This window comes from Fibrobacter sp. UWR2 (assembly GCF_002210285.1).
In the GTDB taxonomy this organism is placed as follows: domain Bacteria; phylum Fibrobacterota; class Fibrobacteria; order Fibrobacterales; family Fibrobacteraceae; genus Fibrobacter.
The window spans coordinates 131,738-148,454 of the sequence record NZ_MWQE01000001.1 but is presented as its reverse complement, the minus strand read 5'-3'; the positions used below and the strand labels follow the sequence as shown (position 1 = coordinate 148,454).

General features: G+C 51.1%; 14 protein-coding genes. 5 read left to right on the top strand and 9 right to left on the bottom strand.

The window, feature by feature from the left end:
• Window positions 1-105: 105 nt before the first annotated feature.
• A complete protein-coding gene (locus B7994_RS00550) occupies window positions 106-1,347 on the bottom strand; it encodes a carboxypeptidase-like regulatory domain-containing protein (protein WP_144063687.1) in 1,242 nt (413 codons plus the stop codon).
• Window positions 1,344-2,207 (bottom strand): DUF4423 domain-containing protein, encoded by an 864-nt coding sequence (locus B7994_RS00545; protein ID WP_088636540.1) that lies wholly within the window; start codon window positions 2,205-2,207, stop codon window positions 1,344-1,346. The genes B7994_RS00550 and B7994_RS00545 overlap by 4 nt, the downstream gene beginning before the upstream one ends.
• Before the next feature lie 162 nt (window positions 2,208-2,369).
• Here B7994_RS00545 and B7994_RS00540 point away from each other — a divergent pair, with 162 nt between their 5' ends.
• Window positions 2,370-3,422 carry an HD domain-containing phosphohydrolase gene (locus tag B7994_RS00540; protein ID WP_088636539.1) on the top strand — a complete coding sequence of 351 codons (1,053 nt, stop codon included), beginning with the start codon at window positions 2,370-2,372 and terminating at the stop codon, window positions 3,420-3,422.
• On the opposite strand, the gene B7994_RS00535 is transcribed toward B7994_RS00540, so the two are convergent.
• The 5 genes from B7994_RS00535 to B7994_RS00515 all read right to left on the bottom strand — a co-directional run bounded on the left by B7994_RS00535 (window position 3,406) and on the right by B7994_RS00515 (window position 9,705).
• On the bottom strand, window positions 3,406-3,669 hold the full coding sequence (locus B7994_RS00535; protein WP_233142906.1) for an STAS domain-containing protein: 264 nt from the start codon (window positions 3,667-3,669) through the stop codon (window positions 3,406-3,408). The genes B7994_RS00540 and B7994_RS00535 overlap by 17 nt on opposite strands.
• Before the next feature lie 66 nt (window positions 3,670-3,735).
• Window positions 3,736-5,676: a SpoIIE family protein phosphatase gene (locus B7994_RS00530; RefSeq protein WP_233142905.1), complete on the bottom strand. Its 1,941-nt coding sequence runs from the start codon at window positions 5,674-5,676 to the stop codon at window positions 3,736-3,738.
• Between the two features lie 102 nt (window positions 5,677-5,778).
• Complete coding sequence (locus B7994_RS00525; protein ID WP_088636537.1) at window positions 5,779-6,075, bottom strand: STAS domain-containing protein; 297 nt, start codon at window positions 6,073-6,075, stop codon at window positions 5,779-5,781.
• 31 nt (window positions 6,076-6,106) lie between these two features.
• Window positions 6,107-8,563, bottom strand: coding sequence for a SpoIIE family protein phosphatase (locus B7994_RS00520; protein ID WP_158213029.1), 2,457 nt, complete (start codon window positions 8,561-8,563; stop codon window positions 6,107-6,109).
• A gap of 35 nt (window positions 8,564-8,598) precedes the next feature.
• Window positions 8,599-9,705 carry a GTP pyrophosphokinase family protein gene (locus tag B7994_RS00515; protein ID WP_088636536.1) on the bottom strand — a complete coding sequence of 369 codons (1,107 nt, stop codon included), beginning with the start codon at window positions 9,703-9,705 and terminating at the stop codon, window positions 8,599-8,601.
• 75 nt (window positions 9,706-9,780) lie between these two features.
• Between B7994_RS00515 and B7994_RS00510 the strand changes: the two genes are divergently transcribed.
• The 3 genes from B7994_RS00510 to B7994_RS00500 are packed head-to-tail and all read left to right on the top strand — an operon-like array spanning window position 9,781 to window position 11,279.
• A complete protein-coding gene (locus B7994_RS00510) occupies window positions 9,781-10,326 on the top strand; it encodes an RNA polymerase sigma factor (protein WP_088636535.1) in 546 nt (181 codons plus the stop codon).
• Complete coding sequence (locus tag B7994_RS00505) at window positions 10,319-10,669, top strand: hypothetical protein (protein WP_088636534.1); 351 nt, start codon at window positions 10,319-10,321, stop codon at window positions 10,667-10,669. Before B7994_RS00510 ends, B7994_RS00505 begins: the two co-directional genes overlap by 8 nt.
• Window positions 10,670-10,673: 4 nt before the next feature.
• Window positions 10,674-11,279 (top strand): Spy/CpxP family protein refolding chaperone, encoded by a 606-nt coding sequence (locus B7994_RS00500; protein ID WP_088636533.1) that lies wholly within the window; start codon window positions 10,674-10,676, stop codon window positions 11,277-11,279.
• On the opposite strand, the gene B7994_RS00495 is transcribed toward B7994_RS00500, so the two are convergent.
• Complete coding sequence (locus B7994_RS00495) at window positions 11,280-11,843, bottom strand: HD domain-containing protein (protein WP_088636532.1); 564 nt, start codon at window positions 11,841-11,843, stop codon at window positions 11,280-11,282.
• Between the two features lie 73 nt (window positions 11,844-11,916).
• Here B7994_RS00495 and pgi point away from each other — a divergent pair, with 73 nt between their 5' ends.
• Window positions 11,917-13,581 (top strand): glucose-6-phosphate isomerase, encoded by a 1,665-nt coding sequence (gene pgi / locus B7994_RS00490; protein WP_088636531.1) that lies wholly within the window; start codon window positions 11,917-11,919, stop codon window positions 13,579-13,581.
• 48 nt (window positions 13,582-13,629) lie between these two features.
• Here the strand turns inward: pgi and B7994_RS00485 are convergent, their stop codons facing one another.
• Window positions 13,630-16,716, bottom strand: coding sequence for a fibronectin type III domain-containing protein (locus tag B7994_RS00485; RefSeq protein ID WP_088636530.1), 3,087 nt, complete (start codon window positions 16,714-16,716; stop codon window positions 13,630-13,632).
• Window position 16,717: the final 1 nt, after the last annotated feature.

Genomic DNA, 16,717 nt, shown 5'->3' with positions numbered 1-16,717 from the left:
CATCTACAAAAATACCTACAAAAACACAAAAAGTGTCACCTTCGGCAACACTTCTCATTTACAATTTGTCTAGACTTCTGTAAGGTTTTTGATACGCAGATTAGGTTAGTCTTCTGGCTTTTTAGCGACAAACTCGCTATAGCCGAACACCTCGATATCGTCTATCCAGAATTCACCGCCCGTACCACCAAAGATGGAGATATCGGTGATGCGCCTCTTCACGACATCCCAGCCCAGGTTTCCGCCAGTCTTGTTGCTGTCGGGCTCCTGCAGTTCGCTGGGCACCACCACATAGCGCTTCCAGGCCGTATCCACATCTATGTGCATCCAGGCCTTTCCGCTTTCTTCTTCGGAGGTGCTGTCGAGGTTCATGTCGAACGAGAACGAGACATAGGTACGCTTGGTCGTGTCTTCATTCGCTTCCGCACGGGCCCAGAACACGATGGAATCAAGCCCGCTCATGTCGACAAAGCCACCCAGCTGGTAGCCCATCAGGACCCACTGGTACAGCGAATCGTTCGTACAGGTAAAGTGTGCGGCTTTGCCTTCGCGGCCAAAGCCGGCATCGGCCGATTCAATTTTGCCCGAGGCATCCTTGGAGTGGTCGATTTTCCAATTGTCTACACCGTTCTCGAAGTCTTCAAGAACAAACGAAAGTACGGGCGGCCTTGCGTCGATAAGGATTTCGCGGAACTGGCCAGACTTGACTTCGGCAAGGACAGAGCCGAGTTTGCGTACGAAACTCACGTGCTGTTTTTTGCCCTTCTCGTTTACAACCGTGGAATCATCCTGGATAAAGGCGACCACTTCGAAATTGCCTGCAGGCAGGGATTCAAATTCAAAATTGCCTTCAGAATCCGTCGAAGTACTATAATCAAGCCCCTGGACCGCAACCGTGACCGGCGCATCGACATTCTCTTCGAGCAACACCTGACCGGCGACCGCCCCCGGAGGTCCGACATGCAGGGACACACGTCCATCGCCAGCATGCCATGATCTGTAATTGAACTTAGAGGCGCCCTTCAATGAATCACTACGGGCTTCCACTATATAGCTACCATAGCCCAAATTGGTAAGAGTCAACGAGCCGGAGTCGTTGGTTTCAAAATTCATGTTCTCGTTAGCAAGGGAGTCCGCAAGAGAATCGCCACTTGCCAAATAGCTATCCGGACGAATAAAAACCTGAACACGGGCCGCAGGAGTACCGTCAGCCAACTGCACGGAAAGGGCGATGGAGTTTTCTGTCTCCAACGACGAACCGGAGAGCTTGTCACCGCCCTCACCAGAACAAGCGGCAAGGATTCCTCCTAGAGCCGCAATCCCAAATTTCCACACCCTATTCATCATTTTTTATCTCCTGCGCCATCCCCCATAATAGCATTTTCAGGAACGCCCCCCTTACGGGCGACCGGATAAAACGCCATCGAAAGTTGCATCACACGGTCCGGATTTTTGGATTCGTCAACGCGTTTTTGCACTAACCTGCGGAATTCCCTCAGCATATCGCCCAAATCCTCGAAACAGGACTGGTCGACAGAAAGAGTCAGGGTGGAAATATTTCTCTCGGTAACAGGCACGTTTTCCAGGGAATCGCTGGCAAGAGACAGCACCTGTCGCTGGAAATTTCTCACGGCCTTCGCTTTTTCGGGGCCACCCACCGTAAGATGCGCATCCGTCAAGGCCAGACGTCCGCTCGCCAACTTCTTGACAAGCCCAACTTCCTTCAAAATTTCAATAGCCTCGGTCACCTGCTCCTCGGAAATGGGCGGGCAGATATCCTTGGCAATCTGCTTTACGTTCACAATCCCGCCATTCAGGTCGAGGTAGGCACGTACAGCCGGAATCCACCAGTTCTCAAGCAACTTGAGCTCGGCAGCCTGGAGGCTGTGGCGTTCCACGTCGCGAAGGGAAAGCGCCTTCGCCATCAGTTCTTCTTTCTTGGCCTTGTCCTTGCTTACTGCGGCAGAGAACAGCAGGTCGAAGTATTCGGCCTCGCGGCCGTTCAGCGCAAGGATTTCCTTGGCAGCCTGGAGCGCATGAGCGGGCAAGTGCTGTTTTTTCTGCAACACGCGGTAAAGGTAGCTGGAATCCAGCCCCAACTTATCGCCCATCATGCGATAACTATAGAAGGGCATCTCCGCCTTGCGGCGGTCGTAGTAGTCCTTCAAAAAATCACGGTAATCCGCTATGTCCGAAAAAATAACCATCAGTTATTAAATTACCCATTGCAAAGTAGAAAAAAAAGGCTGTTTGTAAATTCTCTATTGACTTTTTATCCATAGAGGGGTTGACAAAAATCACAAAAAGGCCCCTTTTTCTCACTTTTTCGGCATTTTTTACTATTATGTAAATGTAAAACGAGGTTCGGGATGTCCATAACAATCGAAAACAACAACGAATTGGTGTCGCGTAACATCATTCGTGACATGAGCGATGGTGTCGTATATACCGGACCCACCGGTAAAATCCTCGTCGTCAACGACGCAGCAACGAAAATACTTGAAAAGTCGAGAGAAGAGCTCGTCGGCAAGAACTTCGCGACATGCTTCTTCGGTTACGAAGAGAACGACGGTTTCAACGACTGCATCGTCAACATGATTTCGCAGAAGGACATCTCCCCCAACAAGAAGGTCACCGATTTCTACACCGGGAAGGAATTCAAGAAACTCTACCTCACAACGTCGTACACGCAAGACGACGAAGGGAACATCACCGGAACAATCCTCATCCTTGACGACATCACGCAGACAATGAAACTGCAGGAACGCCTGTTTAGAAACCAGCTCGGGACCATCATGATGATGGCTGAACTTGTGGAAAGCCGCGACGGCAGTACCGGCGGGCATATTAGGCGCACCGCGGAATACGTGAGGATTATTGCGCAGCAACTTCTCGACGACCACAAGTATCCCGATATCGTGACTCCTGAATTTATTCGTGATATTTCGACTGCGGCACCGCTCCACGATGTTGGCAAGATTAACGTGCCCGACACCATATTGAACAAGCCGGGGCGCCTCACCGACGAGGAATTCGCCATCATGAAAAGCCACGCCGAAACCGGCCGCAAGATTCTTTCGGACGCCGTGGACATGACAGAACACTCCGCCTACCTCGATCACGCCATCGACATGGCGGGAGACCATCACGAATGGTGGAACGGCAGGGGCTACCCCAACGGGATCCAAGGCGACCAGATTCCCGTGAGCGCACGAATCATGGCCATCGCCGACGTGTTCGACGCGCTTGTCTCCAAGAGAGTCTACAAGCCCGGCATGCCCCTAGAAAAGGCCTACTCCATTATCCGCGAGGAATCGGGCACACACTTCGACCCGATCTGTGTCGAAGCATTTTTCAAGGCCCAAAACAAAATTGAGTCGGCAATGAACCGACTCAATGACGATGCTACTCAATCCGCATAACGCGACTGAATCCAGTCTCGTCGAAGTATTCACGGAATTCTTCCGGTAAGTTTCTGATGGCCATGGACCCCTGTTTGTCCATGATTTTCTGGAGCATAAGCAACACGCGGAGTCCAGACGAAGAGATAAACTCCAGTTTCGACAAATCAAAAATAAGATGGGCCACACCGTCGAGTTTACCGACAATCTCACCTTCCAGCTGCGGAGACGTCTGCGAATCCAAGCGCCCACTGACAGCGAGCGTCATTGTTACATCTTTGCGAGTCTTGACAATGTCCATGATAACCTCACTAAAGTTGTTGCTTTTCGGCCTCTAGGCTTTTTCCGGAACGCCATCGTAACGTACCGTCAGCATGGCCATATCGTCCAGCTGCTGCACGTCACCCGTAAAGCGGTCCAACCGTTCCTTCACGAAGTTATTAATCTCTGCAGGCGCCCGGTCGCCGCATTCCGCAAGTGCACGCAGCAGGCTGTCTTTGCCAAAGACCTTGCCTTCGCCGTTCCTGGCACCCGTCACGCCGTCGGTATACATGAACAACGTATCACCCGGATGGAGGTCCAAAGTCTGCGTGTTGTAGGAGAAGTCTTCCTTCACGACAAGCGCGATATCGGGAACGCAGTTCACGAATTCCACGGAGCCATTCTTGCGGCGTACCACAGGGGCCTTGTGGCCCGCCGAGGCAAATTCCATGTGCCCAGTACGCAGGTCCAGAATGCCCATCCACGCCGTCACGAACAAATGGTCCCTGTTATGGCTTAACAACCCGTCGTTCGCCTCATTGAAAATCTCGGCTACAGACGTGTGGTGCAGAGCAAGTGTACGGATCACGATTCGGGACACCATCATGACAAGTGTCGCCGGCACGCCCTTGCCCGCCACGTCGGCGACCAGCAAGGCAAGGTGGTCATCATCCAGCTTGAAGAAATCGTAATAGTCGCCACCGGCATCGAGTGCTGGCAGCAGGAAAGGAGCCAGCGCATGCCGGTTGTCGCCGCAGCCCTCTTCCGCCTCGTTCTTCGAAAGGATTCCCAGCTGGATACTGCGCGAGAATTCCAGGTCGCGTTTCGAGCGGTCCATGTCCTTCTGCGTCTCGATAAAGCTCTTGAGCGAAGTACGCATTTCCGTAAAGGCGCTAGCGAGTTGCGATATCTCGTCGTGGCCTTCGACAACAGGGATTTCCGCATCGAAATCTCCCTTTCCAAGCTTGCCCGCCGCAACAGAGAGCGTCTTGAGCGGACGGGAAACGCGGAAGGTTATCACGAGAATCAGGATAAACATAACCACATAGCCGCCAAAACAGATTCCGGCAAACGTATGGCTTACGGAGCGTTGTTCTTCCATGAACCTGCTTGCAGGCCACACAATCAGGAATGTCCAATCGATGGCATCCATCGCCGTAAAATAAATGGCGGCATCTTCACCGTCAACGGACGACCCGAGGAACAGGCCACTCTTCATGGAATGCACGGCATTCTCGAACTCGACAAGACGCTTATGCGAAGAGTTCCTCGAAAGCGATGCGAAATTCGCCTTGAACGTAAGTTCGTTCTTCGGATGAGCGATAATCGTGTTATTCGCCGAAAGCACCACCGCGTAGCCGTCATTGGAAACCGGCATGTTCGCGATCGCCTCTTTCAGGAACGCGATGGAAATATCCACACACAGGACTCCTGCAAACTCCTTCTGTCCGGCAGCATTGTTGCGGAAGATGGGAGTCGTAAAAATAACGATCGGTTCCTTGATGAAGTCCCCGATAAACGGTTCCTGCCAAAGACCTTTCATTGCACCCTTGGTGCTTGTGTACCAGGGTTTCTCCTGGTAATTGCCTCCGTTAATCACGTAGCTGCTGTCACCCGAAAAGTAGGCGAGGCGCATGTATTCATTGTTCGAGCCATCCGGCGCCATTCCCGGTTCGAAGGCAACGACCATCGCCACCACCTGCGGTACCGTCGCGCGCACACCCGAAAGAGTCCGGAGCAAGAAGTCGTCAAGTTCCGCCCCGGAAAGGTTCTGCTCGCCAACCTTGTACGAAATTTCTTCGCCAATACTGCGGCCCGAGGTAAAGAGCTTGTTGATAAGCGCCACGTTTGCGCGGCTGACTTCTTCGCCCTTATCCAAAAGCATCTGGGAGAGTTTTCCCTGTATCTGGGAATTACTGAAAAGAAACAGAGCGGCGAATACAATGCTTATGCCAGCAAGGACTGCCATCGACTGCTTGAATGCCAGGCCATGAACGTTTATCTTCATCGGCATACCTCTTTATGTTCTTGCGTATAATGTAATAAAAACCATAATAACGTAAAAGTCCCCGGCAAAAAAGCCAGGGACTTTCCGTCTAAAAGCACTTTATGCTGTTTATTCGAGCGTCAGGATGTCGCTGAAGCCAGTAACATCGAAAATCTCGCGAATTTCCGGGCCGGCGTTCCTGATGACCATCGTGCCCTGTTTGTTCATGATCTTCTGTGCGGCAAGCAGAATACGGAGACCTGCAGAAGAGATGTAGGCGAGTTTCTCGAAATCGAACACGAGCGACTTGATGCCGTCGAGCGCACCCTGGATTTCGGCATCCAGCTTGGGAGCGGTCAGTGTGTCGAGACGCCCTTCGAGAGCGATCATCAAGCTGTCATTTTCCTTAATCTTGTTGATTGTCATATAATCACCTCTCTATTCAATTTAAAAAAATTTACAGTGCTTTGGTAATGGCCAACTCGTTGCAATCACCATTTCTACGGTAACATACGCTATCCATGGTCTTCTTGACAATGAATATCCCGAGTCCGCCGATTTCGCGCTCTTCTGCCGGCAAGGTGATATCGGGGTCCTTGCTCTTCAGCGGGTCATAGGGAGCGCCATTGTCGATAAAGGTCAACTTGGCCGTAAGCGTCGCTTTGCGGACCTCGACAATCAAAGTTACCTTCGTCGCACCCGAGAACTTGACAATATTACTGTAGATTTCATCGATAGCAATGTTAATCTGCATCTGCGACTTTACGGAGCCTTCCATCGGAGCAAGAATTCCTTCGACAAAGGCCGTAAGGATATCCTGGTTCTCCGGAATAACATCGACTATCTTCTCATAGCGTTCCCAAGCATTCTGCATCTGTACCTTCGCAAGACCATCCATGGGAGTGAGGATGCCTTCGACAAACGTCTTGAGTTCGCCCTGGCCCTCGATACCCACGTCAATCGTCTTTTCGTAACGTTCCCAAACTGGTTCATCGTTGCCTATGTACTTCACACCCATCATCGTGATATCATCGAATTGGGGCGCTCCGTTCACAAACGAATCGATTTCGTTTTTGACAAATTTACAAATATCTGTAGTAGCCAAATCCTTGCTCTTCGCAAGAGTATCCAAAAGCCTTGCATCGCCGAACAGTTCGTCATTGCTATTGGTTGCTTCGGTCACGCCGTCTGTATACAGGAACAGCGTATCGCCCGGAAGGAGTTCGCAAGTCTGCGTCTGGTACCGGACATCTTCCATGGCGGCCATGACAAGCCCGGACTTGCTCTTCACGAATTCGACGGAGCCATCGGCATGGCGAATTGCCGGCGGATTATGGCCCGCCGATGCAAATTCCACATGGCCCGTGCGCAAGTCGACAACGCCCATCCACACCGTAACGAACATATTCAACTTGTTGCGTCTGGCAAGCGCGAAGTTCGTACTGTTGAAAGTCTTCTCCACGGACTTCAAGTTTTTCATCATCGTACGGAGAATAATTCTTGAAACCATCATGAAGAGTGATGCGGGCACGCCCTTGCCCGAAACATCGCCAATCACGACACACAGGTGGTCATTGTCTATCTTGAAGAAGTCATAGAAATCGCCGCCGACTTCCTTTGCGGGCAACATGAATGGAGCGAGCTCATGGCGGTCGTCATTGCAGTTTTCTTCCACCTCGTTTTCAGGAAGCATCGCGAGCTGGATGTTCCTCGCGAAGTCAAGTTCGCGTTCGATACGGCCCAGGCTCTTTTGCGTCTTGATGTTTTCCTTGATGGACGCCTGCATGCCCGAGAACGCCGAGGCGAGCAGCGCTATTTCATCGTGCCCCTTTACTACCGGGAGTTCTGCATCAAAGTTCCCATGGCCAAACTTATCCACCGCCTTCGCCAGCTGCCTTAGCGGGTGCGAGATACGGTACGATATTATGAGAACAAAAATCAATATCAGTATATAGCCACCCAGGATAAAGACTCCAATGAGCCGAACAAAAGACGACTGGTCCTCGAGGAACTTCTGCATAGGCCAGACCACCATGAAGATCCAGTTATTCGACTTAATTGTGGTATAGTAGATGGCCGACAGGTCACTGTCGCCGACAAATCCACGGAACAACCCATGCTCCGCCTTCTGGGTGACACGGTCAAAATCTTCGCCATTTTCCGTCTTGACCTTCTCGACAACGAGGTTATTCTCGTCGCCACCCAGGTCAACACTTTTCGGGTGAGCCACAATAGTACTCTTGGACGAGAGGATCATGGCATAGCCGGAATCGGAAACTGGGATGGAAGCAATGGTGTTCTTCAAGAAGTCGATAGACATGTCAACAGCAAGCACACCCACCAACACATCCTCGCCCTTTTTGTCCCTACGGATAATAGGAATCGTATAGACGGCAATCGGTTCATGCACAAATTCACCGATAAAGGGTTCCTGCCAGCGGCTCGTACCGCCATCCTTTGTACTGGCATACCATTCCTTGTCCTGGTAGTTAGCTCCAGTGACAAGGACTGTGGCATCGTTGACATAGCGTGCCAGCCTCATGAATTCACCGTTCTTGGTCTCGGGTCCCATCCCGGGTTCGAAAGCAACGACTACGGCAATGACCTGCGGGAGAATCCTGCGAGCATTGCCCAGCGACTGCAACAGGAACTCGTCCATCTCGGCCTTGGTCATTTCGCGTTTGCCCAGGTTTTCTGCGATGTCATCGCCAATCTTTCGGCCCGTATTGAACAACTTGTCAATAAAGGTGACGTTTGCCTCGCTGATTTCTTCGCCCTTCTGGACGACCAAGTTGTATATACCCTGCTTTATCTGCGATCTAATGACGCCGAAGGTCATCGCAAAAGCGATGGTCACGCCGATAAGGATCCATACCGACTGCTTGAAGGCAAGTCCACGGAAATTAAACTTCACTTTACACCTCTCTTTAATTTTCCGTTCTAAAAAAATCAACCGCCCGCCGTTTCCATGAAGGCCAGTTTCTTCGCCCTTTCGTACAGGTGTTCCGCCCTACGGCGGTTGACCTTGGACACTCCGTTCAGTTCGTCCAAGCAACGTGTCAGTTCCAGCACCCCGCCACCGCGCTTCAGGATATGGACGGCGCAAAGATTCACTAGCGCAAGCGACGAGTTAATGATATCGAGATCCGTATTCGCGAGCTGGAACGCCGCCAGCTGATAGGCATCCTCGGAATTTTCCTTTATCATTTTCTCGATATCGCCAAGAGTCTTGAATCCAAGGAACAGGAGCACCTTCAGGTAACCGGCCAGCGAGGTTTCATGGACTTCGGCCTGATTAATAGCCGCAATGCGTTCATTCAGGGAATCGAAAGGCCTTAACTCCAGGTAGTTCCCGAAGGAATCGCCATCCAGCGCCACCTCGTCGAACTTTCCAGAATGCACCAGGGACTGGACCTGGCGTCTATAGTTGTTTATGCCTGTACGAATAGCGCAGAACTGCTCGTCGGCAAGTTCGAGCATCCCCGCAAGGCGGTTCAGGTTGCGCAGGTACTCCTTGGGCACCTCGAATCCCGACTTGTAGCCCGTATCGTGGTCAAGCACCGACCACACATGCTGTAGCGCAGTACGCATCTGCACCTCGAAGCGGATACTATTCAGTTCGGGGTATGCGGGATCCTCGAAGAGCGCCTTGGGGACACGGCATATATAATGGAGCGAACTGTAGCCGAAGCTGTGGATATCATGCATCTTGCGCTTGTCGATACTGTTTTCCCAGTCGATTTCGAAAAGCCTGCCGACCATGGCCGCAATCTTATCGACTTCGTCGCTGTAAAACGTGATAACCCGGACCCCGAGGATATCGGTGAGGTCGGAAAGGCTTGAATACTTGCCCGCCTTGCGTTCCAGTTTGCCCGCCAGGCTGTCTTCGGCCTTGATACGCGCCTCTATGGCGTTGATATATAAATTGTTCGACTTGATGCTATCGGCAAGAACGTCCTTAACAACCTGTAACAGTTTGTCATAGGTAGCTCGTTTTTCGCGATATTCGTCAAGAATCAGGGTTTCCCGGGGGGGGAAGCCCGTAATCGGCCACATTCTGCATATTCGTAACTTAATATAATTTACTTTTTTTTGCAACCGAAACACCCCTATACGCATCAAAAGGGCATAATGGACGAAAAAGTGATACTTCAACACCTGATGGAAGGCAGCCGCGAGGCCCTTGCCATCGTCTGGCAGGAGCACAGTACGAACGTGCTGAACCTCGCCTTCAGGATGCTGAAGGACCGCGACCAGGCCGAGGACATCCTCATGGACGTGTTCGTACAGGTGCCAAAGGCCGTTCAGGGGTTCCGTGGACAGTCCGCGCTCAATACGTGGCTCTACCGGCTCACCGTGAACGCATGCCTCATGAAGTTGCGCACGCAAAAGAGGCACCGCGAACTCGAAGAGGCTAAACTCGATATTATCATCGAGGAGGTTCTTGGCAAGGACGAATCGCAGGACGAAAACTTCGACGCCGAACTCCTGGAAAGGGGGCTCGGGCAGCTGCCGGCCGAAACCCGCAGTATGCTCTGGCTCAAGGACGCCGAAGACCTGGACGTGAAGGACCTCGCCGAGATCTACAGGATGCCCGAAGGCACCGTCAAGGCAAGGCTCAGCCGCGCCAGGCACTTTGTAAGGGACTATTTAAAGGAGCGTAAGGATCATGGCTAACAAAATCGACTTCTCGAAGCTCGAAAGACTTACCCCCAGGGAAGATTCCTGGGCCAAGGTCTGCGCCCGCTTGGACGCGGCTGCCAAGGCGCTACCCGCTGGGAACATCATCAACATCAAGGGCTGGTATAGCGCCATCCCGATTGCCGCGAGCATCGCACTCGTGAGCATTATGGCGCTCCTCCCCGCACTCAACCGCACCACCGCGACAGAGACTATTTCCATAAACAGTTCCGCTCCCTCGGAAGTCATGAGCTGGTATTCCAGCCTGGGCAACTCGATGAGCGACGACTTCGACACGCTCGAAGAAACTGTCGGATTCAACTATTTGATAAAGGAGTAATACCATGAACGGAGCCAAACTATTCGTCGCAAGTCTTGTCGTACTTGCACTCACTTTGGGATTCTTCCTAGGAAACATCTGTAACAAGAGCGGTTGCTGCTGCAACAAGGCCGAAATGGCATGCTGCAAGAAAATGGAAGGCATGTGCCCGCGCCAGGGCATGATGCCCCCACCGCCGCCCCCCGGCCCGCATCATCACGGAGACTTTCAGAAGGGGCCGCGAGGCCCCCATGGCGACTTCCGCGAGAGTCCGAGATTCAAGGAACGGTTTAACCCCGCCCTCATCGATTCCATGCTAGAGGTGACCCCAGAACAGAAGGCCGCCCTCGATGCGAACCGTGCCAAGGGAGATTCCATTTTCAAGGAACTCCGCAAGCAGAAGCACGATGCCGAAAAGGCTCTGGGTATGGCCCTCGAGAAAAACGTAGCTGAAGAGATCGAAACCGCAAAGATTCAGGTTCTCGATGCAGACAAGGCTTTGCTCGAGCACCGTATCAAGGGGGTTGCCGCCCTCACGAAGATTCTCTCACCGGAGCAACGCGCCAAGTTCGACCAATACCGCAAGGAGCAGAGAGAAAAGTTCCGCGAGCAGAAACAGGCCCGTCAATAACTATTTCTTGAAAATCTTGTCTACCGTCTCGGCGAATTCCTCGAAGGCGAGAGTGCCTTCCAGTTCCGAGAGGGCCTTTACCAGCCCACGGTAATGCCATTCGTGCTTTTTCTTGCTCTTGACATGAAAGAGTTTCCACACTTCATCGCCACATGCCCGACAATCGCGATAGATTGCGCGGGCATTACTTAATTTATCCGAAAGAGCCACGATTTTCGCATCGCGCGATGCAGTTGTCAACTGGTCTATCGCGATGGACTTACGCAATTGCCAGCTTTCCTCTTCGGTCTTGCCATTCACGACAATATCGGATTCCGTCTCGACGAGCTGCGCGACCCGTTCGCCGAATTCCTTCCTGATATCGGAATATTTCACGTCGGTATCCTCGACGGTATCGTGCAAAGCCGCCGCGGCCAGGAGTTCCTGGTCGTTTGTCATGGTGGCGGCAATCGAGACCGCCTCCATCGGATGAACGATATAGGGGAATCCCTTGCCCTTGCGCTCCATGCCCGCATGGGCCTTCACGGCAAAGACGATAGCCTTGTCAAGAATCGATGTATCCATGCTTTAAATGTATATAAAAATTGCTATCTTTACCCTCGCAACAAATACCCGCACTTGCGGAAAGGATTAATCTATGTCTAAACTGACTGATTCTAAGGAATGGAAGGCCCTCGAGGCCCATGCCGAAGTCGCCAAGACCTGGCAGATGAAGGAACTCTTCGCGAAGGACCCGACCCGCGCCGACAAGTTCAGCGCCGAAGCCTGCGGCCTGTTCCTCGACTACTCCAAGAACATCATCACCGACGAAACCATGGCGAAGCTCCAGGACCTCCTGAAGTCCGCAAACTTCGACGACATGCGCAAGAAGTACTTCGCCGGCGAAAAGATTAATACCACCGAAAAGCGCGCCGTGCTCCACACCGCTCTGCGCTACAAGGGCAATGAGGCGATTTGCGTCGATGGCAAGGACGTGATGCCCGAAGTCCGCGCGGTTCTCAAGCACATGGAAGACTTTACCCACCTCGTCCGCAGCGGCAAGTGGAAAGGCCACACCGGCAAGTCCATCAAGTACGTGGTGAACATCGGTATCGGCGGTTCTGACCTCGGTCCGGTGATGGTTACCGAAGCTTTGAAGCCGTATGCCGACAAGCCGATTGCCGGCGAATACTCCCCGGAAGTCTACTTCGTTTCTAACATCGACGGCACCCACATGGCCGAAACCCTCAAGAAGGTGAACATCGAGGAGACGCTCTTCATCGTCGCTTCCAAGACATTCACCACTCTTGAAACCATGACCAACGCCGAAACTGCCAAGGCTGCCGTGCTCAAGGCATTCAACGGCGACGAGAAGTCCATCGCCAAGCACTTCGTGGCGCTCTCCACCAACACCGAAGCCGTTGCTGCCTTCGGTATCGACACTGCCAACATGTTCGAATTCTGGAACTGGGTCGGCGGCCGCTACTCCCTGTGGTCTGCCATCGGCCTTTCCATCGCGCTCCGCATCGGCTTCGAAAACTACATGAAGCTCCATCAGGGCGCCTACGAAATGGATCAGCACTTCAAGACCGCTCCGGCCGACAAGAACCTGCCGGTGATCCTCGCCCTCATCGGCGTGTGGTACAACAACTTCTTCGGCGCTTCCAGCTACGCGATGCTCCCGTACGACCAGTACCTGCACCGCCTCGCCGCTTACTTCCAGCAGGCCGACATGGAATCCAACGGCAAGACTGTCGACCGCGACTCCCTGCGCGTCGACTACCAGACCGGTCCGATCCTCTGGGGCGAACCGGGCACCAACGGCCAGCACGCCTTCTACCAGCTCATCCACCAGGGCACCAAGATGATTCCGTGCGACTTCATCGCCCCGGCAAACAGCCACAACAAGGTCGGCGACCATCACCAGAAGCTGCTCTCCAACTTCTTTGCACAGCCCGAAGCCTTGATGAACGGTAAGACGCTCGCCCAGGCTCAGGAAGAACTCCGCAAGGACGGCAAGAGCGAAGAAGAAATCGCATTCCTCGCCCCGCACAAGGTGTTCGAAGGCAACAAGCCGACCAACTCCATCATGATGGACTACGTTTCTCCGGAAACGCTCGGCGCCCTCATCGCCATGTACGAACACAAGATCTTCACGCAGGGCGTTATCTGGAACATCAACAGCTACGACCAGTGGGGTGTTGAACTCGGCAAGCAGCTCGCGAAGAAGATCCTTCCGGAACTCGCCAAGGCCGACGCCGAACTGAACCACGACAGCTCCACCAACGGGCTCATCAAGTGGTTCAAGGCTCACCAGGCTTAAAACTTGACTAAAGAAAAGGCCGCGGTTTTAGAACCGCGGCCTTTTTTGTTACTCGAGCCAAATCAAGTTGTTTGCACTACGGAAAAATCCCTTGGTTTTAGCATCGGTATCAGGCCCCACTCCTATATAGCAAAGTTTTTTATGCTGTTTCAGAATAGCCTGTATCGTATTCGCATCCGCTTCATTATGAGCGCGGAAGTGACACAGGACTCCCTGACTCGACCGTACTTCCACCTTCCACATTTCATCAGTCGCATGGCTTTTAACGACACTAGTATATGCCATCTGTACACATTGCGTTTTAGGCAATGACGTACTGCTTTCAAGAGCGCTAAATTCATAATTATGATTTGGCGAACACGTATAAAGCCAGCCTACCGTATGGACCTTGCTGAATTTTTTCAATATAGTCAAAGCGGCATCCGCATATTTTCTCAGTTTAAACTTCTTCACAAGAACGCCGTTATCGACAACTTTATATACAGTTTCGTTTACACCATCATTGTTTTCGGTAGCAGAAACAACTACCAGATTTGAAGGATTGTAGTAGACATTTTTCTCTTCAGTATCACGGAGCTTGTGAGCATAGTGTTTAAAGCACACGCATTCCTCTGTCGCTATATCATTCATCAACATACCGATATGAAGAGAACCTTCACCCACATAACTCTGCGGAGGCGTCCTTTCGGCAAATGTAAAGTCATAATACATCATGCCCTCCGGCTCCTCATCATCGGTGGGGTCAAACTGATACCTGAATCCCGACTTTTGATTTGACTGTGCAATAAGTATACCCTTAGTGCAGTCAAATGGCAAATTCAGGTCGCCCGATTTATACGCCTCGTAGATTTTAGCACGTTCTTCGTCATTTCGAGCGGCGCTCAACTTTTCTCTAAGCTGTTTTGAATCGTCACGAATCAGCTTGAATACATGGACACCTTCACCTGTTCTGTGGCCGTCCGAATAGCCACTATTGAGATAAAGGTTGTTGTAGTAATCAAAGCATCCTCCCTGCATGCATTGCTTCACGCATTCGGATCCATCGCTAAGATACAGGCGCACCACCTTGGGGTCTACAAATACATTGTCCCATTTTGCATTCTTGATATTATCCACATTAACCTTGAATGAATAGAGCGGAGCATTCGGTCCAAGGGCTTCATCTCCCTCGCAAACATACAGTCTGCCGTCACAGGGGTTTACGGCACACCATCCAAGTTTTTTAAAGGAGGAACCATTATTCTTATGCAATTCAATACATTTAAGCCTATCGCTGCTTTGGACGCAGCTGTTGCTCTTATCTGTTTTGAAAATCCATATCTTGCCGTTTTCCCCACTCTTATACACAGGAACAAATAGATAGCCCTTATAGAAATCGAGGTCTCCTACATGGGCTTCATCAGGCACCGTGTAGTCACGACCGATTCCACTATCCAATGTTCTATCCAGAGAACGTTTTCTTATAGAATGGTACCACCCATCAGCACCATTCGTTATATACCACCACGTTCCATCCGTCGTTATTCCCTGGAAATTGAGTTGCCACTTTTTCGCAAAATTTCCACCGTAATCATCATCTTTATTCTGTCCAATATACCCATAATAATCACCCACCTTTCCTTTATTTTCCGTTATCGGCTTCACGACATCGCAATAGCAGAGGCCGGACTTTCCCCATCCATTACAGGCCTGAATTGTGTACGTGTACAGCTTTCCCGCCGTAATACTGCCGTCGTATAACGTAGTGTACCCAGTTTTCTTGGTCCAATTATACGTCGAAGGATTATCGGTTCTTTCAATGCGGAATGTCTTCGCATTGTTTATTGCGGTCCAGCACAATGTATTTGAACCCGGTTCAAGAATTCGAGGCGTATTAGGAGCCGCATTGGTCATGGTTACGGAAACTGTTGCCGAAGAATCGCCCCATCCATTGTGAGCAGTAACCCTGTATGCATAGGTTTTCCCCTTCTTGAGGACCTTTTCGTCTTCCGATTCGTCAATATCTTTACAGGTATTCTGAGTTGTATTAGAACCAACCTTTGTCCAGGAACTAGTCCCCGACAAAGACCGCTCAACGATAAAATAAGAAATATTCGCAACAGACGGCCACTGTAATGTCACGCCACGGTCAAACGTTTCTATCGTCGCAGTAACCTTTCCCATAGTCGGCTTAAGATTCGAGCAGGAGGCTTTAGCCGTTTTTTTCACAGATTCCCATTTGTTGGCCGCCTCTAGAACATATTCATACGTCTTACCCAGTTCAACATTGGTGTCTTCGTAAGGGCTAGACAAGACCTTCCCCGTGTCCTTTCGATAAACCTTCATCGTACTTGCGTTTTGCACGCTGCATGTTACCACGACCTTTTTATTGATCGAATCCGCGCGAGCACTGAATTCAACAACATTCAATTTTAATTTTTCGTATAGGACAGTCGCCTCAAATGATTCCGTCTCATTTGTGTCCGTGTAGTTCAAGACCAACCGATACGTGTACTTGTTGCCTTCCTCCGCCGTATCATCATGAAGAACAAACCCATTTACGATATGCGATGTACTCGTCGGCACTAATATTTCCCACTCCAGCGTCTTCAGTTTACTAGTAATCGAGGAACTTCCGTTTTTGGCAGTCGCCTGTTGTTTATCACCTCTAACAGCAATAACCTTCAAGCCTTCTTTCTTTCGCAGAAGCGAATACGTATACTTTCTAGCAGGCTGCCTCCACATTCTCACATACTTGCAGGTCACGCCCCCTGCAGGGTCCACTTCTGCAGTGAAACCGGACATTCCATATTTTTTTATGTTATCAAGCGATTCCTGTAGTTCTCTTCTTGCCCTTCCTTCGTCAAAGTAGTCCCTCTTATCAAGAAATTCTCCCTTTTGACGAATTATTTCATCTAGTTCAGTCCTCACGTCATCAAGCGTCTTGCTAGTAGAATCAACCCTTAGTTCCAATACCGAAATTCCAGCATTTTCCCTAAAGTCCAAAAGCTGTTCTTTCTGCACCCTAGAACCCGCTGCAGTCTTTATTTCACTAACGCCCTTGACTTCTTTAACGGAGATGTTCTCCACCCTAGTAGTCTTTTTCAAATTCAAGGAAGCCTTGAGATCTGCTGTCTTCAACGTCTTAGTTGCCATT

What these genes read in the sequence shown, in the direction of transcription:
- B7994_RS00510 (WP_088636535.1), top strand. Translation starts at nt 9,781, where the DNA reads ATGGACGAAAAAGTGATACTTCAACACCTGATGGAAGGCAGCCGCGAG.
- B7994_RS00550 (WP_144063687.1), bottom strand. Translation starts at nt 1,347, where the DNA reads ATGATGAATAGGGTGTGGAAATTTGGGATTGCGGCTCTAGGAGGAATC.
- B7994_RS00525 (WP_088636537.1), bottom strand. Translation starts at nt 6,075, where the DNA reads ATGACAATCAACAAGATTAAGGAAAATGACAGCTTGATGATCGCTCTC.
- B7994_RS00500 (WP_088636533.1), top strand. Translation starts at nt 10,674, where the DNA reads ATGAACGGAGCCAAACTATTCGTCGCAAGTCTTGTCGTACTTGCACTC.
- B7994_RS00535 (WP_233142906.1), bottom strand. Translation starts at nt 3,669, where the DNA reads ATGACGCTCGCTGTCAGTGGGCGCTTGGATTCGCAGACGTCTCCGCAG.
- B7994_RS00515 (WP_088636536.1), bottom strand. Translation starts at nt 9,705, where the DNA reads ATGTGGCCGATTACGGGCTTCCCCCCCCGGGAAACCCTGATTCTTGAC.
- pgi (WP_088636531.1), top strand. Translation starts at nt 11,917, where the DNA reads ATGTCTAAACTGACTGATTCTAAGGAATGGAAGGCCCTCGAGGCCCAT.
- B7994_RS00530 (WP_233142905.1), bottom strand. Translation starts at nt 5,676, where the DNA reads ATGCCGATGAAGATAAACGTTCATGGCCTGGCATTCAAGCAGTCGATG.
- B7994_RS00495 (WP_088636532.1), bottom strand. Translation starts at nt 11,843, where the DNA reads ATGGATACATCGATTCTTGACAAGGCTATCGTCTTTGCCGTGAAGGCC.
- B7994_RS00485 (WP_088636530.1), bottom strand. Translation starts at nt 16,716, where the DNA reads ATGGCAACTAAGACGTTGAAGACAGCAGATCTCAAGGCTTCCTTGAAT.
- B7994_RS00505 (WP_088636534.1), top strand. Translation starts at nt 10,319, where the DNA reads ATGGCTAACAAAATCGACTTCTCGAAGCTCGAAAGACTTACCCCCAGG.
- B7994_RS00540 (WP_088636539.1), top strand. Translation starts at nt 2,370, where the DNA reads ATGTCCATAACAATCGAAAACAACAACGAATTGGTGTCGCGTAACATC.
- B7994_RS00545 (WP_088636540.1), bottom strand. Translation starts at nt 2,207, where the DNA reads ATGGTTATTTTTTCGGACATAGCGGATTACCGTGATTTTTTGAAGGAC.